This window comes from Sulfitobacter rhodophyticola (genome assembly GCF_041281685.2).
Lineage (GTDB): Bacteria > Pseudomonadota > Alphaproteobacteria > Rhodobacterales > Rhodobacteraceae > Sulfitobacter.
The window spans coordinates 1,910,137-1,934,321 of the sequence record NZ_CP166251.2 but is presented as its reverse complement, the minus strand read 5'-3'; the positions used below and the strand labels follow the sequence as shown (position 1 = coordinate 1,934,321).

Here is a 24,185-nt window from a genome sequence, read left to right as displayed (position 1 = left end):
AAACCCAGGTATGCATGGAGAAACCAATGGCTTCCTTTTACATTTCAAACATCCTTTTTGGCGACAACGTTCACGGCACTGACGAAAACGATCTGATCATCGGGACGTCCTATGACGATCACCTCAAGGGCAACGGTGGCGATGATCTGATCTTTGGCCTGTCCGGCAAGGACAAAATCTCGGGCGGGGACGGTGAAGACTACCTTTGGGGTGGCTCTGGCAATGACGTGATCGCGGGCAACAAAGGCAATGACCAGATGTTCGGCGGTCAGGGCGATGACAAGCTGGTCTGGAACAACGGTGATGGGTCGGACCTGATGGATGGCGGCAAGGGCCATGACCGGGTTCAGGTCAATTTCGACACCGACCTTGTGGACGACGATCTGCAGAACAAGGATGTTGCGGAGTATTCAGTAACCGAAGAAGGCGTTCAGTTCGCCCGGATCGAAGTCAACGATCAGACAGAACGCGGGCTTTTCCAGCTTGATATCCGCAATACCGAAACACTGGAGACGAATTTCGGCGGCGGTGATGATACTGCCGTGCTCAAGGACGATGTGCTCAAGCAGATCAAGCTTGATCTGGACGGGGGCGCAGGGGTCGACACGCTGGATCTGGCGCAGGTTTCCCACAGCGCTGACGTCAATCTCAAGTCCGGAAAGCTGGACCACTCCAACGCGAAGAACTTCGAGAATGTGATCGGCACCGAGTTTGACGACAGGATCAAGGGTGACAATCAAGACAACGAGATTTCCGGCCTCGGCGGGAGCGACGAGATCTTTGGCCGCTCGGGCGATGATACCTTGGTCGGCAACAAGGGCGACGATTTCGTCTATGGCGGGAACGGTGACGACATGCTTGTCTGGAACAACGGCGATGGTTCTGACCTGTTGAACGGCGGCAAGGGCGACGATCTGGTTCAGGTCAACTTCGACACCGATCTTGTAAATGACGATCTTCAGAACAAGGACGTGGCGGAGTTTTCGGCCGCCAACAAGGGCGTGGCGTTCGCGCGGACCGAGTTGAACGACCAGACCGAGCGCGGTCTGTTTGAACTCGATATCCGGAAGACGGAAACGCTTGAGACCAACTTCGGTGACGGGGACGACAAGGCGGTGATCGTGGACAACGTCCTGGACAAGATCACGCTGGATCTTGATGGCGGAGACGGTACCGACGCGCTTGATCTGTCGCAGGTGGCGCAAGCGGTTGTCGTCGATCTGGAGGCCGGGACGCTGGACGGATCCAAGGCGGTGAACTTCGAGGATGTGATCGGCACCGCGTTCGATGACGTGATTACCGGCAACGATCAGGACAACGTGATCCGTGGCGGTTCAGGGGATGACGTGATGTCTGGCGGGGAAGGCGCGGATACCTTCGTGTTCTTCGAGGAAGACGAAGGTGTCGATGTCATCCTCGATTTCGAATTCGGCGTAGATAGCCTCGTATTCGTCACCAACGATCCCGCTGTCACCACGGAAAACATGCTGCGGAACATGACACAGGTCGGGGATGACATTGAGCTTGCCCTGAACAACAAGCTGATCACGTTCGAAGACGCCGCGATGACCGATTTCAACGCCGATGCCTTTTTGATCATGTAACCTTTTTATGATGTATGGCGTTGGGCCCCGTCAGCTTTGTGCTGGCGGGGTCAATTCGTTTTCGTGATCTCAGTCGCTGCACAGCCCTTCGGCAAGGGCGAGCCCGTATCCAAAGGACGCATCCCGCCCCCGTGGTCCCAGCTCCGCACTGGTGGCGGCAAGGCGTTTGCGCACGGTAGAAACACTGCGTGTCCGCGCCAGAGACGGGTCAGCCGCGAGGCGCGCGGTGACAAAGGGGGTCGCAATCGAGGTGCCGGTGACGAAGCGGGCGCGCCCGCCTGACGCCACCAGCACATCCACGCCGGGTGCTGCCACATCCACATGCGGGCCGCGCACCGCGTTGCTGTAAAGCCGTCCATCCGCATCGACAGCCGTGACCGCGATCACACGGTCAAACCCCGCGGGATAGAGCGGCGCAACCGCAGGTCCTTCATTGCCCACCGCCGCGACAAGGATCAGGCCACGGGCCACGGCACGTTCCACCGCCAGGTCGAGCAGTTTGTTGTAAGGCCCCGCAAGCGCGAGGTTGACGAACTGCACGTCTTCCTCCGCCAGCCAGTCAAGCGCGCGCACCAATGCATCCGCGCCCGCCATGGGTCCGTTTGTATCGCTTTGCCCAAAGACATTTGCCCCGAATATCCTTGCGTCCCGCAAGCGGTCCGGACCAATCAGAATGCTTGCGACATCGGTGCCATGTCTTGAGGCCGCCGCCTGCCCTTCGAAGAAGGTCCTTGTTCGGATCTGCGCACCTGCAAGCCCCGGCGATGCCGTGTCGATGCCGGTGTCGATCAGGCCAATGGGTGCCAGCGCGCGGCAGCCGCCGGGGCGCCAGTTCATCATGGTGGCGGCGTAATCAAGCGTGGCGACGCTCGCGGCTTGCTGTTGCAGGCGATATGCGTGGTTGATCCCCACCGTGGAGGAAGGCACCGCCGCTTCGAGTGCTGCAATCGCCTCCGGCCCGGTCACGCCATCGGTCATCCTGAACGTCAGCATTGTCAAATCAAGCGACTGCAAGCGGGTCACGTCCAGTTCGCGGTAGCCTTCGATCTGGGCGGCTGCGCGCATCTGCGTCACGCTTTGCGCGTCCGGCACAAGCGCGATCACCTTGCGTGGCCCGACCACATCCGCGGAGGGTGTGGGTGAAATATCCGTCAGGGGCGCACAGCTGAGCAATGTCATCAGAAGGCACAGCGTTGCAAGACGGCGCAAGGATCGTACAGTGTGGAACACGGAAGTGCCTCCTGTCAGGGAAAAAGGGGCCGATCGCGGTAGGGCTTGTTCACCTTGGCCACAGGATTGGGTACGCCGGACCATAAAGACGCTGAAATTCCCGCTTGTCAGCATTAGTTTTGAACCATGCACAGAATTTGTGCGACAAAGGTGTGAAACTGGCTTTTTCAGGGGTGTTCGATCATGGATCGCGACGACGAAATCCTCGACTATGTGCAGAACCGGCTTGCCCCGCCGGACCGGGAGCGGTTCGAGAAATCGATGGCAGAAGACGCGGCACTGGCCGCCGAGGTCAGCCTGATGCGGTCGGTGCGTACCGAGCTGAAAGCCGGGCCCCAGCATGAAAACGCGGATGTGGTCTGGGACAGGCTGTCGGCCTTCATTGATCCCGCACCACAGCCCGCCAATGACAACCGCCGTCCGTGGCTGCAAGTGGTCCAATACGCGGCTGTCGCGCTTTTGGCGGTTGCCGCCTGGCAATTCGCGGTGGTGCCGCGCATCACGCAGGCACCGGGTGGCTTTCAGGCTGCCAGCGGGCCCTCAGCAGGCTTTGTCCTTCAGGTGAAATTCGTTGAGACCGCGACAATCGGAGAGATCACCGATCTGCTGCGTCCGTTGAACGGCACGATCACCGACGGGCCGAGCGCGATTGGCTTGGTGCGGGTGACGTTTGCGCAGGAGACCCTGCAGCAAGAAGCGCTTGACGTGCTCAGCAACCGCAGTGATCTGGTGGAGGTCGCGCTGGAGCAGTGACCTAGCGGCGCAGACTTTTCTCAAGGCAGCGCATCAATGCCTGTTTGGCGTGAAAGATGCGGGTCTTGATGGTGCCCACCGGCACAGCTTCGATTTCGGAGATTTCGGGGTAGGTCAGATCCTCAAGGAAGGCCAGCCGGATGGCCGTGCGATGGCTTTCGCTCAACCCCGAAAGGCAGGCGTGCAGCTGCGCTTTTTCTGCTGCTGCGATGGCGGCTGCTTCGGGGTTTGGTGCGGTGTCTTCCGTTTCGGGGACGGTTTCCACAAAGGACAGTTTGCCGCGCCGCCGTATCGCATCGACCAGCTTGTTGCGGGCGATGGAAAAGACCCATGTCTTGACGCTGGATTTTGCGGCAAACCGATCTGCGGTGCGCCAGACATCCAGCATGGTGTCATGGACGCAATCGGATGCCAGTTCCGCGTTCCCGCAGCGCGACACTGCAAACGCGAAAAGGGCGTGATTGTACCGGACATAGAGGTCACGCATCGCACGTTTGTCGCCCGACGCCACGCCCTTGATCAGTTCGCTGTCATCCATCGTTACTGCACCGTACCGCACTTTGAATTGTCAGGTTAGGCATGTCATTGCGTCATGGGTCGTTCAACTATTAAGCGAATGATCCGCGCGGGTCAAAACGGCGCTTGCACGGTCCGCAGCCGACAAGAAGAAACACCGCCCAACCATGGGGTCGGGCGGTGCTATGGCGTGCCGTCGGAGGGTGGAGGAGGTAAGCCTTACCCCTGTTCCGGCACCAGAATGTCGCGTTTGCCCACGTGGTTGGCGGGGGAGACGAGGCCTTCGTCCTCCATCTGCTCCACCAGACGCGCCGCTTTATTATACCCAATCGCCAGCTTGCGCTGGATGTAGGAGGTCGAACACTTGCGGTCCTTGATCACCACCTGAACGGCTTGGTCATAAAGCGCGTCTTCGCCATCGGTGTTGCCGCCGGTGTTCAGGCCCAGCACCGTGTCGATGTCGGTTTCCTGTTCGCCTGCGGGACCTTCGACGACGCCGCCCACGTACTCCGGCTCACCGAATTGCTTGAGGTGGTTGACGATTTCCTCGACCTCTTCATCGCTGACGAAGGGGCCGTGACACCGCACGATCTTGGAGCCGCCTGCCATGTAAAGCATGTCACCCATGCCGAGCAGTTGTTCGGCACCCATTTCACCCAGGATGGTGCGGCTGTCGATCTTGGAGGTCACCTGAAACGAGATCCGGGTGGGGAAGTTCGCCTTGATCGTGCCGGTGATGACGTCCACCGACGGGCGCTGCGTGGCCATGATAAGGTGGATGCCGGAGGCACGCGCCATCTGGGCGAGGCGTTGAATGCAGGCTTCGATTTCCTTGCCGGCGACCATCATCAGGTCGGCCATTTCGTCGACGATGACGACGATGTAAGGCAATGTTTCCGGTGTTGTCTCTTCAGTCTCGAAGATCGGCTCTCCGGTGTCGTCATCGAAGCCAGTCTGCACGGTTCGTTCGAAAATTTCACCCTTGGACAGTGCTTCGCGCACACGGCCGTTGTAGCCTTCGATGTTGCGCACGCCCATCTTGGACATCTTGCGATAGCGTTCTTCCATCTCTCCCACGGTCCATTTCAGCGCCACCAGCGCCTTCTTGGGGTCCGTCACAACGGGGGACAGCAGGTGCGGGATGCCGTCATAGACGCTGAGTTCCAGCATCTTGGGGTCGATCATGATCATCCGGCATTCTTCCGGCGTCAACTTGTACAGGAGGCTCAGGATCATGGTGTTGATCGCCACGGATTTACCGGAGCCGGTGGTCCCCGCGATCAACAAGTGGGGCATCTTGGCAAGGTTCGCGACGACGGGTTCGCCGCCGATGTCCTTGCCCAGCGCCAGCGGCAGACGCTGGTTGCCATCGCCAAAGTCGCGGGTCGACAGGATTTCGCGCAGGACGACTTTCTCGCGGTTTTCATTGGGCAGTTCGATACCGATTACACTGCGCCCCGGCACGGTGGAGACACGCGCAGAAAGCGCCGCCATCGAGCGCGCGATGTCATCGGCCAGACCGATGACGCGGCTGGCCTTGAGGCCCGGCGCAGGTTCAAGTTCATACATGGTGACAACGGGACCGGGGCGCACGGCAATGATTTCACCCTTTACGCCGTAGTCATCCAGAACCGTTTCCAGCATCCGCGCATTTTCTTCCAGCGCTTCATCAGACAGATGCAACCGTTCCACCGCTTCGGGGTTTTCCAAAAGCGCCAGCGGCGGCAGTTCGAAGCCGGGGTGGGTTTCTTCGAAGGTCAGTTGCGGTTGGGCTTCGGCCTGTGCCTGACGCGACTGCTGAACAGGTTTGCGCACGGGTTGCTGCACCACTTTGCGCGGCTCTGCCACGGGAATGGCGGGGGCGGGTTCGGCCAATGCGTCCACGTGCGGGGCCTGCGCATCCTCTTCCATGGGGTCGGCATAATCGGCCATCTGCGCACCGGTCAGCGGCGGTTCGGCGCGCAAGGGCGCGGCGGGCGCTGTCAGGGGCGGTTCCGGCGGCAGTTGCGCGGTGTTGAGCACAAGAGGGTCCGGGCCACGCCCGCGTCCCCGTGTCAGGGGTGCGGTGGTGGGTGTGTGCACGGCGGTCGTGCTGCGCACGCGGTTCTTGATGACATCGGCGATCTTGGTCTTTATCCGTTCTTCGCCCGGCGCGTCGATGTCATCGTCAAAGGTGGGTTGTTCGATCAACTCCGGTTCCGGCATCGGGTCGGGGCGCTTGATCAGGCCGGGCATCCGCGCGAGAAGACCTGTCTTTGCCTCCGCCTGTGGCGTGAAATCAGCAGTCAGTTCCGGCGCTGCCTGTGCGGTTGCATAGGCGGTTTGTTCTGCAAAGGCGGCGTTTTCGGCGGCGATGGCCTGCCGTTCGGCGCGGCGTTCGGCCTTGCGGGCCTGCATGGTCTGTGCGGCCTGCATGGCACCGCTGGCGCCCCGGCCCAGAATGTTCATCAGCGTCGCGTATGCCATGATGGTACCGAGCAGGAGAAAACGCACGATGCGCGACAGTTCCGTCCGGGTGAACCCCAGCACGAAGGTCCCAAGGGCAAGGATGGCCACGCCCATCAGCAGGGACATCAGCTTGACCGTAAAAGTTGATCCAATCGGCAGGATCGTCAGCACGGCACCCATCACCGTGTCACCGAACAGGCCGCCCAGTCCAAAGCTGTGGGTTTGCAGCCAATCGGCACCCGGCGTCAGTGTTGCGGCATAGATGGCACCCATCGCCACCGCAATCGGGGCAAAGATCAGCCGACCGACGGCGCGTTCCTGCCCCATGTGCAGCGCGAAACGCAGGCCCCAGACGACCAGACACACGGCAATGCCCCAGGCCCCCCAGCCCACGATCATGAACAAGGGTGCAGCAATGGACGCGCCCATGCGGCCCATCCAGTTCTGCACGGGCGCATCGGTGGAAACCATCCAGTTGGGATCATCCGGTGTGTAGCTGCCGATCATCATCGCCGCCATCACACCCAGCACGATCAGCGTCAGACCCAGCAGTTCCTTGCCGCGCTTTTCCAGCGCTTCGGCCATCTTGCTGTCCAGAAGGGGATCGCGTCCACGTGTCTGATAAGCCATACCTTGTCCCTTTTTAATCCGCATAGAGGCAGTCACGGATCAGTTCCAATCCGCGCTCCGTCTCTTCTTGTGGGGCCACAAGCGCGGCCCTTATGTATTTTTTGCCGGGGTTTTCCTGCCCCGGAACATCCTGCGCCAGATACCCACCCGGCAGCACTTTCACGCCGGTTTCGCGCCAGAGCTTGACTGTCGCGGCTTCGTCATCCTCCACCGGGAGCCACAGGAAGAACCCCGCAGGCGGGCTGACGTATCCCGGCACATTGCCGAATATCCGGTCGGCGGCGTCGAACTTCGCGGCATAAAGGCTGCGGTTTTGTTCAACATGTGTTTCGTCCGCCCAGACGGCGGCTGCTGCGGCCTGGAGGGGCAGTGGCAACGGCGCGCCGGCGTAGTTGCGCAACTGTTTGATCTCGGCAATCGTTTCCGGCCCGCTGGCGACAAAGCCGGAGCGCAGCCCCGGCAGGTTCGAGCGTTTGGAAAGCGAATGGAACGCGACGATGCGGTTGCGGTCGGTGCCCAGCGCTTCGGCGACCTGCAGCACGCCGGTGGGGGGCGTGTCGCGGTAGATCTCTGAGTAACATTCGTCCGCGAAGATCAGGAAATCATGCTTTTCGGCAAGCGCGATGAGAGTCGCCCAATAGCCGTGATCGGCCACAGCGCCCTGCGGGTTCGCGGGGGAGCAGATGTAGACGGCGACGGTGCGCGCGAGCACATCTTCGGAAACGGATGTGAAATCAGGCAGATGACCTGTTTCAGCTGTGGCGTTTACCATGATGGGGTCCGCCGCACCGGATATCGCGGCAATCATGTAGACTTGGTAAAACGGGTTCGGCATCAGGATGGCGGGTTTTTGGCCGTTCTTCGTTTCGGGGCACAGCGCAATCACGGCGTTGTAGAGCCCTTCGCGCGTGCCATTGAGCGCCATGACTTCTGTTGCCGGGTCCATGGTGACGCCATAGCGGCGCTTGATCCAGTCGGTGATCGCCCCCTTCAATTCAGGCGAGCCATCGTTGGGCGGATAGCTGTTGAAACCGGCGGCATTGTCGGCAATCACGTCCGTGACCCATGCGGGAAACGCGTGTTTCGGCTCTCCGATGGTCATCTGTATCACCGGGCCACCCCCTTCGTGCGCGTCCAACAGGGCGCGCAGACGCGGCCACGCATGGGCCGGAAGGGTCGAAAACCGCTCAGGATAGAACATCAAAACTGCCTCGGGTCGGGATCATTATTGCCCCGTTGCCGTTAAAGTACCCAAGCCCCCTGCCCACGTCCAGACAAATGGGGCGCGGTCAGGGCAGTTGTGGCATTTAGGTCAGTCTTTCAGCGCTTGTTCAGCCGCAGCGCCGAGGCGCAGCAGTTTTTCTTCCATCAGGGGCGGGGCCATCAACATCAGACCGCAGGATGGCGCGCCGGTGGGCAGGGTCAAGGCGCACAGGCCCAGCATGTTGGCGATGCGGGTGTTGCGCAGGGCCAGCAAGTTCTCGCTGAGGTAATAATCGTGATCCTCGTCCAGCCGTGCGAGGTTTGGCGGCAAAATGGGCGCAGTGGGCAACAGCACCGCGTCATACCCCGCGACGGCGGTGTCATATCCGAGCCGCGCGGATTCCAGCCGCGCCCAAGCAGAGACGTAATCCGCGCCTGAATGGGTTTTGCCCAGCCGAAACCGTTCGAGAATTTCGTGGTACATCGCGTCGGGGCGCTTTTCGATCACATCGCGCCAGAGGCCGTAAGCCTCTGTGGTGTAAAGGCATCCTGCAAGGGGCATGACATCAGATACTTCTGGCACTTCGATCCAGTCGATCCGGGCACCGGCATCCTTGAGCTTTTCCAGCGCGGTTGCGAAGGCGTCAGCGGGTTCGTCGCGCATGTCGTCCTGTGCCACGGTGCACAGCACCGCCAGCCGCCGCCCCTGCATTGAGGCGCCGCGCAGGTCAGCCGCCTTGCGCCCTTCCATCAGCGCCATGAGCAGGCCCGCGTCCTCCACCGAACGGGTCAGGGCGCCGACGGTGTCGAATTTCAGCGCCAGTGGCACGACCCCTTCCAGGGAGAGCCTGCCAGAGGTTGTCTTGAGACCGACAAGATCGTTCCAGGCCGCCGGGATGCGTACGGAACCGCCGGTGTCCGACCCGATGCCTGCCGCCGCCAGATCAAACGCCACGGAGGCTGCCGCCCCGGAAGATGACCCGCCGGAAACGGCGTCTTCATCGTTCACGCAAGGGGGTGTTGCGGTGCTGGGATTGTGGCCGAGGCCGGAAAACGCAAGTTCGCTCATGTGGGTCTTGCCAAGGCACACCAGCCCGGCGGCCGTGGCATTGGCCAGAACCGTCGCATCCCGCTCCGGCACGCGACCCTGCAACAGTTTCGATCCTGCCTCCGTTGCGACGCCTGCGGTGTCAAACAGGTCTTTCCAGGAAATCGGCACCCCATCGAGCGGTGAAAGCCGGTGCCCTGCCTGTGCCCGTTCGGCGGCTGCCTTGGCTTCTGCCAGCGCGCGATCATGGGTGACACGGACATAAATGCGGTCTTTCACGGGGTGCGCGTCAATCGCATCGAGGTAGGTCTGGCACAGGGTGACCGGATCAATCGCTCCGCTTTCGATCCCATGACCCAGCGCTGCCGCTGTCATTTTCAGCCATTCCTGCATGGTATGTCCCCCTGCCCCCAAATGCTCGCGACGGTAGCGACGCTTGCGCGCATGGACAATCCCCCGCCCGCAGCCTTATGCACAGGTATGGATTTTGATCACGATATTGCCATCGTCGGTGGCGGGCTGAACGGAACCGCGCTGGCGCTGGCGCTGGGGCAGATCGGACTGGATGTGTGCCTGATCGATGCGACCCCGTCGAAGGTGCGCAAGAACGCAGGGTTTGACGGGCGGTCCTATGCGCTGGCCCTGACGTCGACCCGGTTGTTGGAGGGGATCGGGCTTTGGGACGGGCTGGCCGATCATGCCCAGCCCATGCTGCAGATCAAGGTCACCGATGGCCGCGCGGGGGAAGGGCCCTCCCCCCTGTCGATGCAGTTTGACCATGCCGAGATCGAGGAAGGCCCGATGGGCTACATGGTCGAGGACCGACATCTGCGCCGTGCCTTGCTGGAGGCGGTCGAGGGGGCCAAGTCCCTGACCCGCCATGATAAACGCACGGTGGTCGCGCAGGAGGTTCAGGGCGCGGGGATCACCCTGACACTGGATAACGGCAAGACGTTGCGCACCCGGCTTGCGGTGGGTGCGGATGGGCGTGGCAGTGGCACGGCAGACCGCGCAGGGATCAAGCGGATCAGCTGGTCCTACGGTCAGACGGCGCTGGTTTGCGCGATAGATCATGAAAAACCGCACAACGGTGTGGCGCATCAATTCTTCATGCCGCCCGGCCCGCTGGCCATCCTGCCCCTGACCGGCAACAGATCCTCGATCGTGTGGAGCGAGACGGACGCCAATGCCGCCGCTGTTCACGCGTTGCCCGATGACGCCTATCTGGATGTGCTGCGGCCCCGGTTTGGCAGTTTCCTTGGCGACATCAGCTTGGCGGGCGCGCGCTATACCTATCCGCTTGGGCTGTCGCTGGCCCATCAGATGATGGCGGAGCGGGTTGCATTGGTCGGGGATGCCGCGCATGGCGTCCATCCGATTGCGGGTCAGGGGCTGAATGCCGGGATGCGTGACATCGCAGCACTTGCCGACGTGCTGGCAGATGCCCGGCGGCGTGGCGAAGACTTTGGCGCGGAGACGACGTTGGCGGCGTATCAGACCTGGCGGCGTTTTGACAACGCGACGCTGGCGCTGGCGACAGACAGCTTCAACAGGCTGTTTTCCAACGATAACCCGTTGATCCGCCTGGCGCGTGACATTGGTATGGGCGCAATCAACGCGATGCCGGGCCTGCGCCGCAGTTTTATCCGGGAAGCCGCCGGGTTAACGGGTGACCTGCCGCGCCTGATGCGGGGTCAACCGCTTTAGTCCAGCTTGCGCGCCTCGTCGATCAGCATCACGGGAATGCCATTGCGGATCGGAAAGGCCAGATGGGCCGCATCAGAAACCAATTCCTGCTTTTCGGCATCATAGCGAAGGCCCGTCTGGCTTCGGGGACAAATCAGGGCTTCGAGCATGCGACGGTCGAATGTTGTTTCGCCATCGGTCATTGCAGCAGGCCTTCTTCCTCGCCCCCGCGGAGGGAATATTCGATCAGGGTGACAAGCGTTTCGCGCCGGGTCTGGAGCGAGGGCGCTTCGAGCAACGCCTGCTTGTCTTCGGGTTCAAATTCCAGCATCATGGAGAGCGAATTGATCAGCAATTCATCCTCTGCTTCCTTCAGGGTGTCCCAGTCCGCCGACAGGCCGCGCACGTCGAAATACCGCCCCAGGACTTCCAGGAAACGCGACCGGTCGAAGTCGGCGTCATGGTCTTCCTTGCCGAGGTCACGTTCGAAACCATCCCAGCTGACCTCCGCCCGGCGATAGGGTTGAAAGCCGTCCAGTTCCTGACGGACGCGGAACCGCGACAGCCCGCCCAGCGTGATCATGTAACGGCCGTCTTCGGTTTCCGAAAACTGGGTGATCCGCCCCGCACAGCCGATCGCATAAAGGCTTGGGCCCTTGTCCCCCTCCTTGCCCTTGGCGCGGCGCAGGGGCTGCACCAAACCGATCACGCGCGCATCGGTTTTCAGCGCGTCGTCAATCATCTGCAGGTACCGCGGCTCAAAAATGTGCAACGGCAGGCGGGACCGCGGCAGCAGCAGTGCGCCACCCAGCGGAAATACAGGAATTGTATCAGGAAGATCTGTTGGCTTGATCATATTCGGAGACATAGCGCTGCGCATCAGTCAGGCAAATATCATGGAGCTAAGTTTACGCCGTCCATTCAAAACCACCGGATCATTGGGCTTGAGGGCCTCAAAGATCGTGAACAACTGTGTTTTTGCAGCCTCTTCGTTCCATTCACGGTCCCGTTTGAAAAGCTCAAGCAGTTGGTCAACTGCGGCTTCGGCGTCCCCCGACGCATAAAGCGCCTGCGCCAGATCGAAGCGGGCCTGAAGGTCATTTTCGTTCGCCTCCACCGCAGCGGCCAGGTCCGTCACGGGCCCCGCATCAGCGGCCTGTTTGGCCAGGTTCAACTGCGCATGGGCGGCTTCCAGTTCGGGCGCTTCGGAAATCTCGATCGGGGCGCCGTTCAGCAGCGCTTCGGCCTTTTCGAGGTCATCTGCCGCGATGTAGGCACGTACCATGCCACCATAGGCGGCCGCGTGGTGGGGATCCTCGCCCAGGATGGCGGCAAAGGTTTGTGCGGCATCAGCGGCAGCCCCTTCTGCCAGCATTTCTTCTGCGGCCTCAATGGCTTCGGCCAGGCCATCGCCGGGCGCTTCGCCCCCCGCCGCCTTGACCACACGGTCGACGAATGCCTTGATTTCCGACTGGGGCAAGGCCCCCTGAAATCCGTCAATCGGTTGACCCTTGTGAAAGGCGAACACGGTCGGGATCGACTGGATCTGCAATTGCCCGGCGATCATCTGTGCTTCGTCCACGTTGACCTTGGCCATCTTCACCGCCCCCTTGGCGGCGCGCACGGCGTCTTCCAGCAGCGGACCAAGTGTCTTGCAGGGGCCGCACCATGGTGCCCAGAAGTCCACGATCACCGGGACAGCTTGAGACGCTTCGACCACATCGGCCATGAAGGTCGCTTCGCTTACATCCTTGATCAGATCGGCGTCATCGGCGGGTCCACCACCGGTCAGGTTCAGTTCCATGTCGTCTTGTTCCTTGCGGTCAGCATTTGCCCCTATATGTGGGCAAAGCCTGTGTTGTCAAAGGTCGAAGGTTGCAAAAACCGGTGCGTGGTCGCTGGGTTGTTCCCATCCGCGCACATCGCGCAGCACGCGGCTGGAGTGGGCGGCATTGGCGATGTCGGGGGTGGCCCAGACATGATCAAGGCGGCGGCCCTTGTCCGCGCCATCCCAATCGGGCGACCGGTAGGACCACCAGCTGTAAAGCCGCCCATCGGGAATATCCTTGCGTGTGACGTCCACCCATTTGCCTGCGTCCTGCGTTTTGGCAAGCGCTTCTACCTCAACCGGCGTGTGGCTGACGACCTTGAGGAGCTTCTTGTGATCCCAGACGTCATCTTCGCGCGGGGCGATATTCAGGTCCCCGACGAGGATTGATTTTGAAGGCGCATCCTTGTGGAACCAGTCGCGCATCTCCGCCAGATAATCGAGCTTTTGGCCGAACTTCTCATTCACCGTGCGATCCGGTTTGTCGCCGCCTGCGGGTACATAGAAATTGTGAATTGTGGTGCCGTTCTCAAGCCGCCCGGCGATGTGGCGTGCATGGCCTAGGTTGGCGAAGTCTTCGGCACCCACCTCTTCAATCGGCAGGCGGGACAGGATCGCCACGCCGTTATACCCCTTCTGACCCCGCGCGACCATGTGGCCATAACCTGCGGCTTCAAACACCTCCATCGGGATTTTGTCGACGGGGCTTTTGCATTCCTGCAGGCACAGCACATCCGGTGCTTCGTCCGCCAGCAGGCGCTTGACCAGATCGGCGCGCAGACGGACGGAATTGATGTTCCAGGTGGCGAGGGTGAATGGCATGGCAAGGCTCCGGCGCGGCAGGGACTGGCGGCAACCTAACGCGTGCCGCCCCCCGCCGCCATGGCCAAATCAGACGCCGTTCGGTGCAAGTATGACTTTGCCGGTGCGTTCACCTGCCCAAGATACTTTTGCGGCTTCGGCCACGTCATCAAGGCTGAAGTGCTGCGCCACGGGCGCGTGCAGCGTGCCTGCCAGCACCGCCTTTGTCAGGTCGCCATAAAGCGCGCGGCGTGCATCGCCATCGGCCTGCCGGAACCATGTCATCAGCCAGAAGCCCCGCACCGTGACATCGTTGAAGATCAGCATCCCCGCATCGACCGCACAGGGCTGTTGCGACATGCCGCCATAGTTTACCAGCGTGCCGCCCCGTTCGAGCGTGGTTGCCAACCGTCCGAATGTGTCACCCGCCACCGCATCTATCGCCAGTTTCATCTTGGCCCCGGTCGCCGCTTTGACCTCCTTTGCCAGATCAGGCCCATCGACCAGAACAATGTCTGCGCCGAGTTCCTTCAGCCCGGCAATCGCACTTTCACGCCGCACCACGTTCACGACGTTGATCCCCGCAGTCTTGGCCAGTTGCACCAGATACCCGCCGACGGCAGAGTTTGCTGCCGACTGGATGATCCAATCGCCTTCTTTCAGGTCCAGGAATTGCGTCAGCAGCAATTGCGCTGTCGCCGGATTCACCAGCAGCATCGACAATTGGTCCAGATCCCCGTCGGGCAGCGGCACAAGGCCGCGCGGATCACACACGATTTCGCTGACCCAGGTGCCTTCTCCGGCAGGCAGCAGGACCAGTTGTCCCTTGCCTTCACCTTCGACAATCCGCCCAAGTCCTTCGTTACCCGCCGTGGCGGGCAGCGGTGGCTTGACGCCATAATCCCCTGCAATCTGGATCAGATCGGAGGGATTGATAGGCGCGCGCAGCACCTCGACCCGCACCTGTCCGTCGCCCAGCGGTGCGCTCGGTTCTTCGATCACCTCCAGCACTTTCACCGGATTGCCGAATTCCTTGTAGATGACTTTTTTCATGACGGTCTCCCCTTTGGTGCCACCATGCCTTGTGATGGCGGGGACAACCATACCCCATCCGCAACGTCACACGCGAATTTCCGCCAGCCAAAAAAAGAGGCCAGGCACGAAGCCTGGCCCAAGTCCAACAGGGAGGTATGTGCCATTACCCGGGCACAAGCTTCGGGATTCAAACCGGGACACGGATCATGAAAACTCCGTATTCCTTCATATGTACGCGTGAGATCCGAAAAAGTTCAAAAAATCACGACATTAATCTGTAGCCTCCACTTTCCGTAACAAGAAGGCGTGCATTTGACGGATCTGGTTCAATTTTTTGGCGCAGACGATAAATATGCGTCTCAAGCGTGTGGGTCGTGACGCCGGCGTTGTAGCCCCAGACCTCGTGCAGCAAGACATCGCGGGGAACCACCCCGTCGCTGGAGCGGTAGAGGAACTTGAGGATGTTCGTCTCCTTCTCTGTCAGGCGCACCTTCTTGTCGTCTTCGGTGATCAGCATCTTCATCGACGGCTTGAAGGTATATGGTCCCAGTTGGAACACCGCGTCTTCGGATTGTTCATGCTGGCGCAGCTGTGCACGGATGCGGGCCAGCAGGACAGGAAACTTGAAGGGCTTGGAGACGTAGTCATTCGCCCCAGCATCCAGACCCAGAATGGTATCCGCATCCCCGTCATGGCCCGTGAGCATCATGATCGGGCTTTTCACCCCCTGCTTGCGCATCAGGCGGCACAATTCGCGCCCGTCGGTATCCGGCAGGCCGACATCGAGGATGACCAGATCATAAAGCGCTTCCTTGGCACGGGTCATGCCCTCAGCACCGTTGCCCGCCTCAAACACGTCGAATTCTTCCGTCATGATCAACTGTTCGCTGAGCGCTTCGCGCAGGTCTTCATCGTCGTCAACAAGCAGGATTTTCTTCAATTGGGCCATGATCGCTCTTTCGGTTGGTTGATCTATAGATGTGACGCAATACGGGTCAGGGCAAGAAATGTGGCAATCCTCTCACGGGCTCGTGTGGCGGGGGAGCGGAATGTTTCAATTTCAGGGGCATTGGCCTAGATATGTTTCAGAACACACGCGAAATACGGAACGATAGATGAGCCTTGGACCCGACATTACCGAAAAACTGGCCCGCGCGCGCGCTGATTTGCGCATGGGTGTGCCGGTTATTCTGGCCGGGCGGGCGCCCGCGTTGATGCTGGCTGCGGAAACGCTGTCGCCGCAGCGGTTGGCCGATGTGCTGGCCCTGGGTGGTGATCCGGTGCTGGCTGTCACGGCACGGCGGGCGGAAACGCTGAAGGCGCATGTCTATGACGGGGATCTGGCACGCATCACGTTGCCGTCGGACGCAACACCCGCCTGGGTACAAAGCATCGCGGACCCGGCGGATGACCTGCGCGCCCCGATGAAGGGACCTTTTGTCTGCGCGCGCGGGGGGGAGACGGATGCACACCGTGCCGCATTGGCTTTGTGCAAAAGTGCGCGCGTGCTGCCCGCAGCACTGGTTCTTGAACTTCCGCAGGGTTCTGACGCCGCGCAGCGGGCCGATCTGACCCGTCTTGACCTGGAACAGGCGGCCCCGGCGCTGGCCCATTCAAGCCCCCTGCACCCGGTCGTCAATGCGCGCCTGCCCATGGAGGTGTCAGAGGCCGGCCGTCTGCATATCTTCCGACCCGAAGACGGCGGGGAGGAACATTATGCCGTTGAGATTGGCCGCCCCGACCGCGCCAAGCCCGTGTTGACCCGGCTGCATTCCGCCTGTTTTACAGGCGATCTGCTGGGTAGCCTGAAGTGCGATTGCGGTCCGCAGTTGCGCACGGCGCTGGCGCAGATGGGCGCCGAAGGGCATGGCGTGCTGCTTTATCTCAATCAGGAAGGGCGCGGGATCGGGCTGGCGAACAAGATGCGCGCCTATTCCCTGCAGGATCAGGGTTTCGATACGGTCGAAGCCAATCACCGTCTGGGGTTCGAAGATGATGAACGCGACTTCCGGATCGGCGCCAATATCCTCAAATCGATGGGCTTTTCGACGGTCCGGCTGCTGACCAACAACCCGCGCAAGGTGGAGATGATGCAGGCAAGCGGGCTGGACGTGGCCGAACGTGTGCCGCTGGCAGTTGGAGAGAACCGCCATAACGCCGCCTATCTGGCGACAAAGGCTGCGAAATCCGGTCATCTTCTGTGACGCCATATGACATGGTGCTGACCAAGCGCGGGCTGCGGATGGGGGGGCGCATCTTCCCCTGCAGCATCGGCAAGGGCGGCATCAGCAGCCAAAAGGCCGAAGGGGACGGGGCCACCCCGCGCGGCACGCACCGGATTGTCGGCATGCTATTCCGGCCCGACCGCATCGCGCGTCCCACCGATTGGGCGGTGCCAATTCTTCCAGGCGATCTGTGGTCCGACGCCCCCGAAGCGGAAGACTACAACACCATGGTCCGCGCGCCCTATCCCCACAGCCACGAATCCCTGCGGCGTGCCGATCCGCTTTATGATCTGGTGATCCTGACCGACTGGAACTGGCCCTATCCGGTGCCGGGGCGTGGATCTGCCATTTTCATCCACCAATGGCGCAGGCCCGGCTATCCTACCGAAGGCTGCATCGCCCTTGGGCGCAGGTCCCTGCACCGGATTGCGCGCCAAATCCGACACCGGACGCGGCTCATCATCCCCTGAGACAGGACACACCCGCCGCTGCCCCTTCCAAATGGTTCAAAAAACCCCGCCGGAGGCATGAAATCTGATGCGCCGGCTTGTCTAACCCGGCACCCGCTCTCCGAATATGGCGGATCCCACACGCACGTGGGTTGCCCCCAGTGCGATGGCTCTCTCGAAATCGCTGCTCATCCCCATCGACAGGCCGGCAAGCCCGTTGCGCGCGGCAATCTTGGCAAGAAGGGCGAAATGCAGGCTGGGTTCTTCGTCAATGGGCGGGATGCACATCAACCCACTGAGCGGCAGGTCGAGGCTGCGGCATTCAGCAATGAAATCATCGGCTTGTACTGGCAGGACGCCTGCTTTTTGCGGCTCTTCCCCAGTGTTGATCTGGATGAAAAGGTCGGGGCAGTGGCCTTCTTCCTGTGCCAGACGCGCAAGGATTTTTGCCAGTTTGGGCCGGTCTACGGAATGGATAGCGTTGAAAAGGCCCATCGCCTGGCGTGCCTTGTTGGTTTGCAGCGGACCGATCAGATGCAGATCGATGCCGTCGAAGGCCTCGCGGAAATCCGGCCATTTTCCCGCCGCTTCCTGTACCTTGTTTTCGCCGAAAATCCGGTGCCCCTGTTCAAGGACGGCCCTGACACGTTCATCGGGCTGCACCTTGCTGACCGCGATCAGCTTGACGGTTCCCTGCGCGCGTCCCCCCTTTTGTTCGGCTGTGGCGATACGGGCGGTGATGTCTTGCAGGCTCATGCGGTGTTTTCCTGTGCGTTGGGCGGGATGCAGGGACCGCGACAAGACAACAGGTCTGCGCAAAAGAAAAGGGGCAGGCCAAAGGCCCGCCCCAAATCATGCAGTATCGTTCAACTTAGAAGTTGAAGCGAACACCGAGGTCAGCGCGTGTGTCGCCGCTCAGACGCTTCGCGATACCACCACGAAGCGATGTACCACCGCCCAGATCGTGGTTGAAGTCGATACCGTAACCGGTGTCGGGCTGGTTGTCCGCATCAGCAATGTACGCTTCGATGTTTGTGGCTGCGCCAACGTCGAAACGACCGGCCAGAACGATCTGGTCGCCCTTGGTGCCGTTGTCGGCCCATGTCAGGGTCACGTCGGCTGGGCCGATGGAACCACCAACAGAAGCAGTCACTTCAGTGTCCGCTGCGTTGTTGGAGTCCTGCAGACCCAGAGCAACTGTCCAGCCGCTGAATGTGTAGGCGATGTGGCCTGCAACACGGTCGTTGGTGTCGGAAGCGGACACGTGGATGTTCAGATCGCCAGCGGAGTAGATTGCTTCCACACCGTTGGAGCCTGCCGCACCGTTGCCGCCGGAGGAATATGCATCCGCACCGAAGTTGTATGCGGTGTAGTCATAGCCCAGACCGGTCAGACCGAGGTCGATGGGGTACTGACCCGGCATGAATTCGATCGCGCCGAAGATGTTACCAACACCGACTTCAAGACCACCGGAACGTGCGAAGAAACGAACGCCGTTGATGCCTGTGCCCGCTGGGCCAGCGTTTTGAACGAAGTCGTCTGCTGTGCCGGCGGTGCCGTCTGGACCAGCGTTGATCGACTGCAGGTCGTCAGTGTTGTTCTGCTGGATACGAACACGCGCACCGAATGTGACGCCACCGTCAGATTCCGCGGTTGTGTCGATCTGCAGGCGGAAACGAGACGTGATGTCTGTGGAGTCACCGGCTGCTGTGTCATTGTAGATGATACCAAAACGACCGTAGCCGCTGAAAGTAACATCTGCTGCTGCAACGCCGGCGGTCGCGACCAGGGCTGTTGTAGCGAAGAGAACTTTTTTCATGAGTTTTCCCTCGGTTTGAATTCATACGCCCAGACCGGGGAATCCGGAAAGGGTATGCAGGGTGTTTGCATCCAATGGCCTCCTCATTGCAAGACGCCTGAAACCTCGATCCGCAATGGCGCATTCAATGGTGCAGCTTTGCCACAGTTTATTCGCGCCGCAGGCACAGCACGCCAAATCACCCAACGTCCAAAGGGAAAAGCCTTTGAAAAGCAGTGTCACATATACCTTGCCCCGACCTTTCCCCTTGGGTAGACCAAGGATCAAACAGGCAAAGGATGGCTGAAATGGCACCTCGAACCGCTGGCAGAATCGCTCTTTTACTGGTTGCCGTTGCGTCACTCGCCGCTTGCGGCACCCGGTTTGGCGCACCCGCAACCCCCCGTTCCGCCATTTACAGCAATCCCAACAACCCCAGCACGGTCGAAAGCAACCCGGACAACACCATCTGGTCGATCTTCCGCACCCGCACCGCCGACAACAAGGTATCGGTGAACAAGTACCTCTGGTCTGCGTCGCTTGAAGTGTTGAACTTCCTGCCCGTGCAATCCATCGACCCCTATACCGGCGTGATCGTGACAGGCTATGGCACCCCGCCCGGCGGCGGGCGGTCATATCGTGCAACCGTGCTGATCGACGATCCCGCGCTTGATGCACGGTCGCTGAATGTGGCCCTGCAAACCAGCGGCGGACGTCCTGTCAGCGCGGCAACGGCGCGCGCAGTTGAAGACGCTATTCTATCGCGCGCCCGCGAGATGCGCGTGTCCGACAACCGTTTCTAAGCCCACCAGCGCTTAAATCCACACTTGTCGCCGGGCCCTGATCAACCAGCAGCCCGGCGTTTTCATGTTTTTCGAGAGCCACCGATGACCCGCTATACCCCGTCCGAGATCGAAGCCCGCTGGCAAGCCGCCTGGGAAGAGAACGCCGTCTTCAAGGCCGTGCGCAACGCGAACAAGCCGAAGTACTACGTGCTTGAGATGTTCCCCTATCCATCGGGGCGCATCCACATGGGGCATGTGCGCAACTACACCATGGGTGACGTCATCGCCCGCTACAAGCTGGCAACGGGGCATAATGTGCTGCACCCGATGGGCTGGGACGCCTTTGGCATGCCTGCCGAAAATGCGGCGATGGCGATCGGCGGCCACCCCAAGGACTGGACCTATGGCAACATCAAGGACATGCGCGACCAGATGAAGCCCTTGGGCCTGTCGATTGACTGGTCCCGCGAATTCGCGACCTGCGATCCCGAATACTATGGCCAACAGCAGGCGCTGTTCCTTGATTTCCTGGAGGAAGGGCTGGTCTACCGCAAGAACGCCATCGTGAACTGGGATCCGGTGGATATGACGGTGCTTGCCAATGAACAGGTTGAGGCAGGGCGCGGCTGGCGGTCTGGCGCTTTGGTGGAACGGCGTGAGTTGACGCAGTGGTTTTTCAAGATATCCGACCATTCGGAGGAATTGCTGGCGGCGCTCGATTCACTTGATAACTGGCCTGCCAAGGTCAAACTGATGCAGGCCAACTGGATCGGCAAATCGCGCGGGTTGCAATTTGCTTTTTCGACCGTGGATGCGCCAGAAGGCCATGACCGGATCGAGGTTTACACGACCCGACCCGATACGTTGATGGGCGCGTCATTCGTGGGCATTTCCCCGGATCATCCGCTCGCCAAGGTGCTGGAGCGGGACAACCCGGAGATTGCGGCCTTTTGTGCCGAGTGTCGCAAAGGCGGGACAACGGAAGAAGCGATTGAGACCGCAGAAAAGCTGGGTTTCGACACCGGCCTTCGGGTGCGTCACCCCTTTGATACCGCATGGGAAATGCCGGTCTATATCGCGAACTTCATCCTGATGGACTATGGCACGGGGGCGATCTTTGGCTGCCCCGCCCATGATGAGCGCGACTTTGAATTCGCGACGAAATACGGCTTGCCGATCATCTCGACCTATTTGCCGGACGAAGATGCAACCCCTGAACTTTCCGAAGCCTTTGTACCTGCAAAGACCGACAAGGTCTTTTACAACCGTGGCTTTGCGGGTGATGCATGGCAAACCGGGAACGAGGCCATCGACGCCGCCATCGCCTTTTGCGAGGAAAATGGCGTCGGTCAGGGGGTGACCAAGTACCGCCTGCGCGACTGGGGGTTGAGCCGACAGCGCTATTGGGGGTGCCCGATCCCGGTGGTGCATTGTGATACCTGTGGCGTGGTGCCCGAAAAGAAAGAGAATTTGCCGATTGAACTGCCCTATGACGTGGATTTCGGCACCCCCGGCAATCCGCTGGACCGCCACCCGACATGGCGCGATTGCGCCTGCCCGTCCTGTGGTGCGGCGGCCAGGCGCGAAACCGACACGATGGACACCTTTGTCGATTCGTCGTGGTATTTCGCGCGATTTACGGCACCGGATGCGCAAACGCCCACTGTGATGGAGGACGCCGCATACTGGATGAACGTGGATCAGTATATCGGCGGGATTGAACATGCGATCCTGCACCTGCTTTATTCCCGTTTCTTCGCGCGCGCGATGGAAATGACGGGACATCTGCCGAAGTCGGCGCATGAGCCCTTTGACGCGCTGTTCACGCAAGGCATGGTCACCCACGAGATCTATGTCACGCGGGACGAGAATGACCGACCGGTCTATCACCTGCCCGAGCATATCGAATGGACCGAAAGCGGCGCGAAACTGGGCGCGACGGGCGAAGACGTGCAGGTCATCCCCTCCGCCAAGATGTCCAAGTCCAAGAAGAACGTGGTTGATCCGCTCAACATCATCTCGAATTACGGTGCCGACACCGCGCGCTGGTTCGTGCTGAGCGATTCACCCCCCGAACGGGACGTTGAATGGACCGCATCGGGTGCCGAAGCGGCCTACAAGCATCTTGGCCGGGTCTGGAACATCTGCGACCGGATCGGTGCGATGGACCGCGATGCCAAAGGGACAGGCGACGAAGACCTCAAGCGCGCCATGCACAAGACCATACATGACGTGACGATGGGGGTAGAGAGTTTTGGTTTTAACGCAGCCATTGCGAAGCTTTACGCCTTCACCGCGATCTTGCAGAAATCCAAGGCCAGCCATGCCGCGCAGCGCGAGGCGATCATGGTACTGGCGCAGTTGATGTCGCCGATGACCCCGCATCTGGCCGAAGACATCTGGGCGCATCAGGGGGGCGAGGGGCTGATCGTCACCGCGCCTTGGCCCAAGGCCGACGACGCGATGCTGGTGGATGACACCGTCACCCTGCCCATTCAGGTCAACGGCAAGCGTCGCGCGGAAATACAGGTTCCCGCCGACATGGCCAAAGAAGAGGTTGAAAAAATCGCCCTCGCCCACGAAGCTGTCGTCAGAACCCTTGATGGAGCGGCACCCAAGAAGGTCATCGTGGTGCCGGGACGGATCGTGAATGTCGTTGCATAGCCGCAGATCCCTGATCCTTGCGCTGCCCCTGCTGGTGGCGGCCTGTGGATTTGCGCCGATCTATGGCGCGGGCGGCAGCGGAGGGGCCTTGCAGAACAGGGTGCTGGTCACCGCCCCGGAGGACCGCAACAGCTTTGTGCTGACCCGCGAGATCGAAACGCGGCTGGGCCGGGCGGATAGCGCCGCCTTCGGGCTGGATGTCACCATCACCACGTCTGAACAGCGTGTCGCCATCGACCGGGAGGGTAACACCACGCGGTTCAACCTTGTGGGCGTGGCCGATTATGCGTTGCGCAACCTCGGCACCGGGCAGATCGTGACCTCCGGCACGGTGGAAAACTTCACAGGTTACTCTGCCACCGGCACAACCGTCGCCACCTTGGCCGGGGAACAGGATGCGCAGGACCGCCTGATGACCATTCTGGCGGAACAGATCGTTACAAGGCTTTATGCCGCTGATCTGGGCCAATGAAGCTTAGCCCGCGCGACGCGAACGCCTATTTTGCCAAGCCGGACCCCTCCAAGACCGGGCTGCTGATCTATGGCAGTGACGCCATGCGGGTGGCTTTGAAAAGGCAGGCGTTCCTGAAGGCGCTTTTGGGGCCAGCCGCAGAGGAGGAGATGCGCCTGACGCGCATTCCTGCCGCGGAGTTGCGCCGCGACCCAGCGATGCTGCTGGATGCCGTCAAAGCGGTGGGGTTCTTTCCCGGACCACGCGCCGCCTTTGTCGAAGACGCCAATGAAAACGTGGCCAAACCGGTGCTGGATGCGCTGGTGGACTGGCAACCGGGGGATGCGCAGATCGTCGTGACGGCAGGGGCGTTGAAGAAGACGTCGAAGATCCTCAAGGCGTTCGAGGCGCATCAAGGTGCCTATGCAACCGCCATCTACGATGACCCCCCCGACCGGGCAGAGATCGAGCGCATGCTGGCCGACGCAAAGGTGCAGGCGGAAGGGGATACGATGGCCGTTCTTACCGATCTGGCACAGGTGCTGGACCCCGGCGATTTCCGCCAAACGCTTGAAAAGCTGTCGCTTTACAAGCGGGGCGATGAGACGCCGCTTTCCGAGGCAGACATCGCCGCTTGCGCGCCCACATCTACGGAGGCGGATGTGGATGACATCCTGCATGTGGTCGCTGAAGCCCGCGCAGCGGAGATTGGTCCGGTGATGCAAAAGTTGCAGGCGCAGGGGGTGAATGCAGTGACCCTGACCATCATGGCGAACCGCCATTTCATGACGTTGTACCGCGTTGCCGCGAACCCCGGCGCGCCGATCTGGGGCGTGCGCGATCGCGCCCGTGTGACCCGGCAGGCGCGGGCATGGGGGGCGGCAAAGCTGGAAAAGGCGCTGTCTGTCTTGACCGAAACCGATCTGACCCTGCGCTCCGCCGGTCAGAATGCGCCGGCACTGGCGCTGGTTGAACGTGCGTTCATCCGGCTGGCAATGCTGGGCGCTCAGAGATAACCTCGAAAAGGAATA

22 protein-coding genes are annotated in these 24,185 nt (G+C 60.9%); 9 read left to right on the top strand and 13 right to left on the bottom strand.

Annotated features, from left to right (window positions below; genetic code table 11):
• The first annotated feature begins 26 nt into the window (after positions 1-26).
• A complete protein-coding gene (locus tag AB4X18_RS10575; protein ID WP_370400045.1) occupies positions 27-1,604 on the top strand; it encodes a calcium-binding protein in 1,578 nt (525 codons plus the stop codon).
• A gap of 69 nt (positions 1,605-1,673) precedes the next feature.
• On the opposite strand, the gene AB4X18_RS10570 is transcribed toward AB4X18_RS10575, so the two are convergent.
• Positions 1,674-2,834 carry a S8 family serine peptidase gene (locus AB4X18_RS10570; protein ID WP_432817383.1) on the bottom strand — a complete coding sequence of 387 codons (1,161 nt, stop codon included), beginning with the start codon at positions 2,832-2,834 and terminating at the stop codon, positions 1,674-1,676.
• 183 nt (positions 2,835-3,017) lie between these two features.
• Between AB4X18_RS10570 and AB4X18_RS10565 the strand changes: the two genes are divergently transcribed.
• A complete protein-coding gene (locus AB4X18_RS10565; protein WP_370400043.1) occupies positions 3,018-3,587 on the top strand; it encodes a hypothetical protein in 570 nt (189 codons plus the stop codon).
• Between the two features lies 1 nt (position 3,588).
• Here the strand turns inward: AB4X18_RS10565 and AB4X18_RS10560 are convergent, their stop codons facing one another.
• The 4 genes from AB4X18_RS10560 to AB4X18_RS10545 form a co-directional block, all read right to left on the bottom strand.
• Positions 3,589-4,125: an RNA polymerase sigma factor gene (locus tag AB4X18_RS10560; protein ID WP_370400042.1), complete on the bottom strand. Its 537-nt coding sequence runs from the start codon at positions 4,123-4,125 to the stop codon at positions 3,589-3,591.
• A gap of 197 nt (positions 4,126-4,322) precedes the next feature.
• Complete coding sequence (locus AB4X18_RS10555; RefSeq protein WP_370400041.1) at positions 4,323-7,181, bottom strand: DNA translocase FtsK; 2,859 nt, start codon at positions 7,179-7,181, stop codon at positions 4,323-4,325.
• Between the two features lie 13 nt (positions 7,182-7,194).
• Positions 7,195-8,382, bottom strand: a complete 1,188-nt coding sequence (locus tag AB4X18_RS10550) for an aminotransferase class I/II-fold pyridoxal phosphate-dependent enzyme (RefSeq protein WP_370400040.1) — start codon at positions 8,380-8,382, stop codon at positions 7,195-7,197.
• Positions 8,383-8,493: 111 nt separating this feature from the next.
• Positions 8,494-9,825: an amidase gene (locus AB4X18_RS10545; protein ID WP_370400039.1), complete on the bottom strand. Its 1,332-nt coding sequence runs from the start codon at positions 9,823-9,825 to the stop codon at positions 8,494-8,496.
• A gap of 87 nt (positions 9,826-9,912) precedes the next feature.
• Between AB4X18_RS10545 and AB4X18_RS10540 the strand changes: the two genes are divergently transcribed.
• On the top strand, positions 9,913-11,139 hold the full coding sequence (locus tag AB4X18_RS10540) for a UbiH/UbiF/VisC/COQ6 family ubiquinone biosynthesis hydroxylase (RefSeq protein ID WP_432817382.1): 1,227 nt from the start codon (positions 9,913-9,915) through the stop codon (positions 11,137-11,139).
• Here AB4X18_RS10540 and AB4X18_RS10535 read toward each other — a convergent pair.
• From AB4X18_RS10535 to AB4X18_RS10510, 6 genes are all read right to left on the bottom strand, one after another.
• Positions 11,136-11,321, bottom strand: a complete 186-nt coding sequence (locus AB4X18_RS10535; RefSeq protein ID WP_370400038.1) for a Trm112 family protein — start codon at positions 11,319-11,321, stop codon at positions 11,136-11,138. The genes AB4X18_RS10540 and AB4X18_RS10535 overlap by 4 nt on opposite strands.
• Positions 11,318-11,974: an LON peptidase substrate-binding domain-containing protein gene (locus AB4X18_RS10530; RefSeq protein ID WP_370400037.1), complete on the bottom strand. Its 657-nt coding sequence runs from the start codon at positions 11,972-11,974 to the stop codon at positions 11,318-11,320. The genes AB4X18_RS10535 and AB4X18_RS10530 overlap by 4 nt, the downstream gene beginning before the upstream one ends.
• A gap of 27 nt (positions 11,975-12,001) precedes the next feature.
• Positions 12,002-12,922, bottom strand: coding sequence for a thioredoxin (gene trxA / locus AB4X18_RS10525; protein ID WP_370400036.1), 921 nt, complete (start codon positions 12,920-12,922; stop codon positions 12,002-12,004).
• 57 nt (positions 12,923-12,979) lie between these two features.
• A complete protein-coding gene (locus tag AB4X18_RS10520; RefSeq protein ID WP_370400035.1) occupies positions 12,980-13,768 on the bottom strand; it encodes an exodeoxyribonuclease III in 789 nt (262 codons plus the stop codon).
• A gap of 69 nt (positions 13,769-13,837) precedes the next feature.
• Positions 13,838-14,800 (bottom strand): zinc-dependent alcohol dehydrogenase family protein, encoded by a 963-nt coding sequence (locus AB4X18_RS10515; RefSeq protein ID WP_370400034.1) that lies wholly within the window; start codon positions 14,798-14,800, stop codon positions 13,838-13,840.
• 244 nt (positions 14,801-15,044) lie between these two features.
• A complete protein-coding gene (locus AB4X18_RS10510) occupies positions 15,045-15,731 on the bottom strand; it encodes a response regulator transcription factor (protein ID WP_370400033.1) in 687 nt (228 codons plus the stop codon).
• A gap of 166 nt (positions 15,732-15,897) precedes the next feature.
• Here AB4X18_RS10510 and ribA point away from each other — a divergent pair, with 166 nt between their 5' ends.
• Both ribA and AB4X18_RS10500 read left to right on the top strand, forming a co-directional pair.
• On the top strand, positions 15,898-16,986 hold the full coding sequence (ribA, locus tag AB4X18_RS10505; protein ID WP_432817381.1) for a GTP cyclohydrolase II: 1,089 nt from the start codon (positions 15,898-15,900) through the stop codon (positions 16,984-16,986).
• On the top strand, positions 16,983-17,477 hold the full coding sequence (locus AB4X18_RS10500) for a L,D-transpeptidase family protein (RefSeq protein WP_432817380.1): 495 nt from the start codon (positions 16,983-16,985) through the stop codon (positions 17,475-17,477). Before ribA ends, AB4X18_RS10500 begins: the two co-directional genes overlap by 4 nt.
• A gap of 81 nt (positions 17,478-17,558) precedes the next feature.
• On the opposite strand, the gene AB4X18_RS10495 is transcribed toward AB4X18_RS10500, so the two are convergent.
• Both AB4X18_RS10495 and AB4X18_RS10490 read right to left on the bottom strand, forming a co-directional pair.
• Entirely contained in the window at positions 17,559-18,212 is a 654-nt protein-coding gene (locus AB4X18_RS10495; RefSeq protein WP_432817379.1) for a YggS family pyridoxal phosphate-dependent enzyme, read from the bottom strand.
• Positions 18,213-18,327: 115 nt separating this feature from the next.
• Entirely contained in the window at positions 18,328-19,275 is a 948-nt protein-coding gene (locus tag AB4X18_RS10490; protein WP_370400032.1) for a porin, read from the bottom strand.
• 287 nt (positions 19,276-19,562) lie between these two features.
• Between AB4X18_RS10490 and AB4X18_RS10485 the strand changes: the two genes are divergently transcribed.
• The 4 genes from AB4X18_RS10485 to holA all read left to right on the top strand — a co-directional run bounded on the left by AB4X18_RS10485 (position 19,563) and on the right by holA (position 24,170).
• Positions 19,563-20,057: a DUF3576 domain-containing protein gene (locus AB4X18_RS10485; RefSeq protein WP_432817378.1), complete on the top strand. Its 495-nt coding sequence runs from the start codon at positions 19,563-19,565 to the stop codon at positions 20,055-20,057.
• Positions 20,058-20,141: 84 nt separating this feature from the next.
• The gene (gene leuS / locus AB4X18_RS10480; protein WP_432817377.1) at positions 20,142-22,703 is read left to right on the top strand and encodes a leucine--tRNA ligase; all 2,562 of its coding nucleotides are present in this window, start codon (positions 20,142-20,144) and stop codon (positions 22,701-22,703) included.
• Positions 22,690-23,175: an LPS assembly lipoprotein LptE gene (lptE, locus tag AB4X18_RS10475; RefSeq protein ID WP_370400030.1), complete on the top strand. Its 486-nt coding sequence runs from the start codon at positions 22,690-22,692 to the stop codon at positions 23,173-23,175. The genes leuS and lptE overlap by 14 nt, the downstream gene beginning before the upstream one ends.
• Positions 23,172-24,170: a DNA polymerase III subunit delta gene (gene holA / locus AB4X18_RS10470; RefSeq protein WP_432817376.1), complete on the top strand. Its 999-nt coding sequence runs from the start codon at positions 23,172-23,174 to the stop codon at positions 24,168-24,170. Before lptE ends, holA begins: the two co-directional genes overlap by 4 nt.
• Positions 24,171-24,185 lie beyond the last annotated feature (15 nt).

Coding starts and splice junctions, on each gene's coding strand:
- AB4X18_RS10575 (WP_370400045.1), top strand. CDS start 27: ATGGCTTCCTTTTACATTTCAAACATCCTTTTTGGCGACAACGTTCAC.
- AB4X18_RS10565 (WP_370400043.1), top strand. CDS start 3,018: ATGGATCGCGACGACGAAATCCTCGACTATGTGCAGAACCGGCTTGCC.
- AB4X18_RS10560 (WP_370400042.1), bottom strand. CDS start 4,125: ATGGATGACAGCGAACTGATCAAGGGCGTGGCGTCGGGCGACAAACGT.
- AB4X18_RS10555 (WP_370400041.1), bottom strand. CDS start 7,181: ATGGCTTATCAGACACGTGGACGCGATCCCCTTCTGGACAGCAAGATG.
- AB4X18_RS10550 (WP_370400040.1), bottom strand. CDS start 8,382: ATGTTCTATCCTGAGCGGTTTTCGACCCTTCCGGCCCATGCGTGGCCG.
- AB4X18_RS10545 (WP_370400039.1), bottom strand. CDS start 9,825: ATGCAGGAATGGCTGAAAATGACAGCGGCAGCGCTGGGTCATGGGATC.
- AB4X18_RS10540 (WP_432817382.1), top strand. CDS start 9,913: ATGGATTTTGATCACGATATTGCCATCGTCGGTGGCGGGCTGAACGGA.
- AB4X18_RS10535 (WP_370400038.1), bottom strand. CDS start 11,321: ATGACCGATGGCGAAACAACATTCGACCGTCGCATGCTCGAAGCCCTG.
- AB4X18_RS10530 (WP_370400037.1), bottom strand. CDS start 11,974: ATGATCAAGCCAACAGATCTTCCTGATACAATTCCTGTATTTCCGCTG.
- trxA (WP_370400036.1), bottom strand. CDS start 12,922: ATGGAACTGAACCTGACCGGTGGTGGACCCGCCGATGACGCCGATCTG.
- AB4X18_RS10520 (WP_370400035.1), bottom strand. CDS start 13,768: ATGCCATTCACCCTCGCCACCTGGAACATCAATTCCGTCCGTCTGCGC.
- AB4X18_RS10515 (WP_370400034.1), bottom strand. CDS start 14,800: ATGAAAAAAGTCATCTACAAGGAATTCGGCAATCCGGTGAAAGTGCTG.
- AB4X18_RS10510 (WP_370400033.1), bottom strand. CDS start 15,731: ATGGCCCAATTGAAGAAAATCCTGCTTGTTGACGACGATGAAGACCTG.
- ribA (WP_432817381.1), top strand. CDS start 15,898: ATGAGCCTTGGACCCGACATTACCGAAAAACTGGCCCGCGCGCGCGCT.
- AB4X18_RS10495 (WP_432817379.1), bottom strand. CDS start 18,212: ATGAGCCTGCAAGACATCACCGCCCGTATCGCCACAGCCGAACAAAAG.
- AB4X18_RS10490 (WP_370400032.1), bottom strand. CDS start 19,275: ATGAAAAAAGTTCTCTTCGCTACAACAGCCCTGGTCGCGACCGCCGGC.
- AB4X18_RS10485 (WP_432817378.1), top strand. CDS start 19,563: ATGGCACCTCGAACCGCTGGCAGAATCGCTCTTTTACTGGTTGCCGTT.
- leuS (WP_432817377.1), top strand. CDS start 20,142: ATGACCCGCTATACCCCGTCCGAGATCGAAGCCCGCTGGCAAGCCGCC.
- lptE (WP_370400030.1), top strand. CDS start 22,690: ATGTCGTTGCATAGCCGCAGATCCCTGATCCTTGCGCTGCCCCTGCTG.
- holA (WP_432817376.1), top strand. CDS start 23,172: ATGAAGCTTAGCCCGCGCGACGCGAACGCCTATTTTGCCAAGCCGGAC.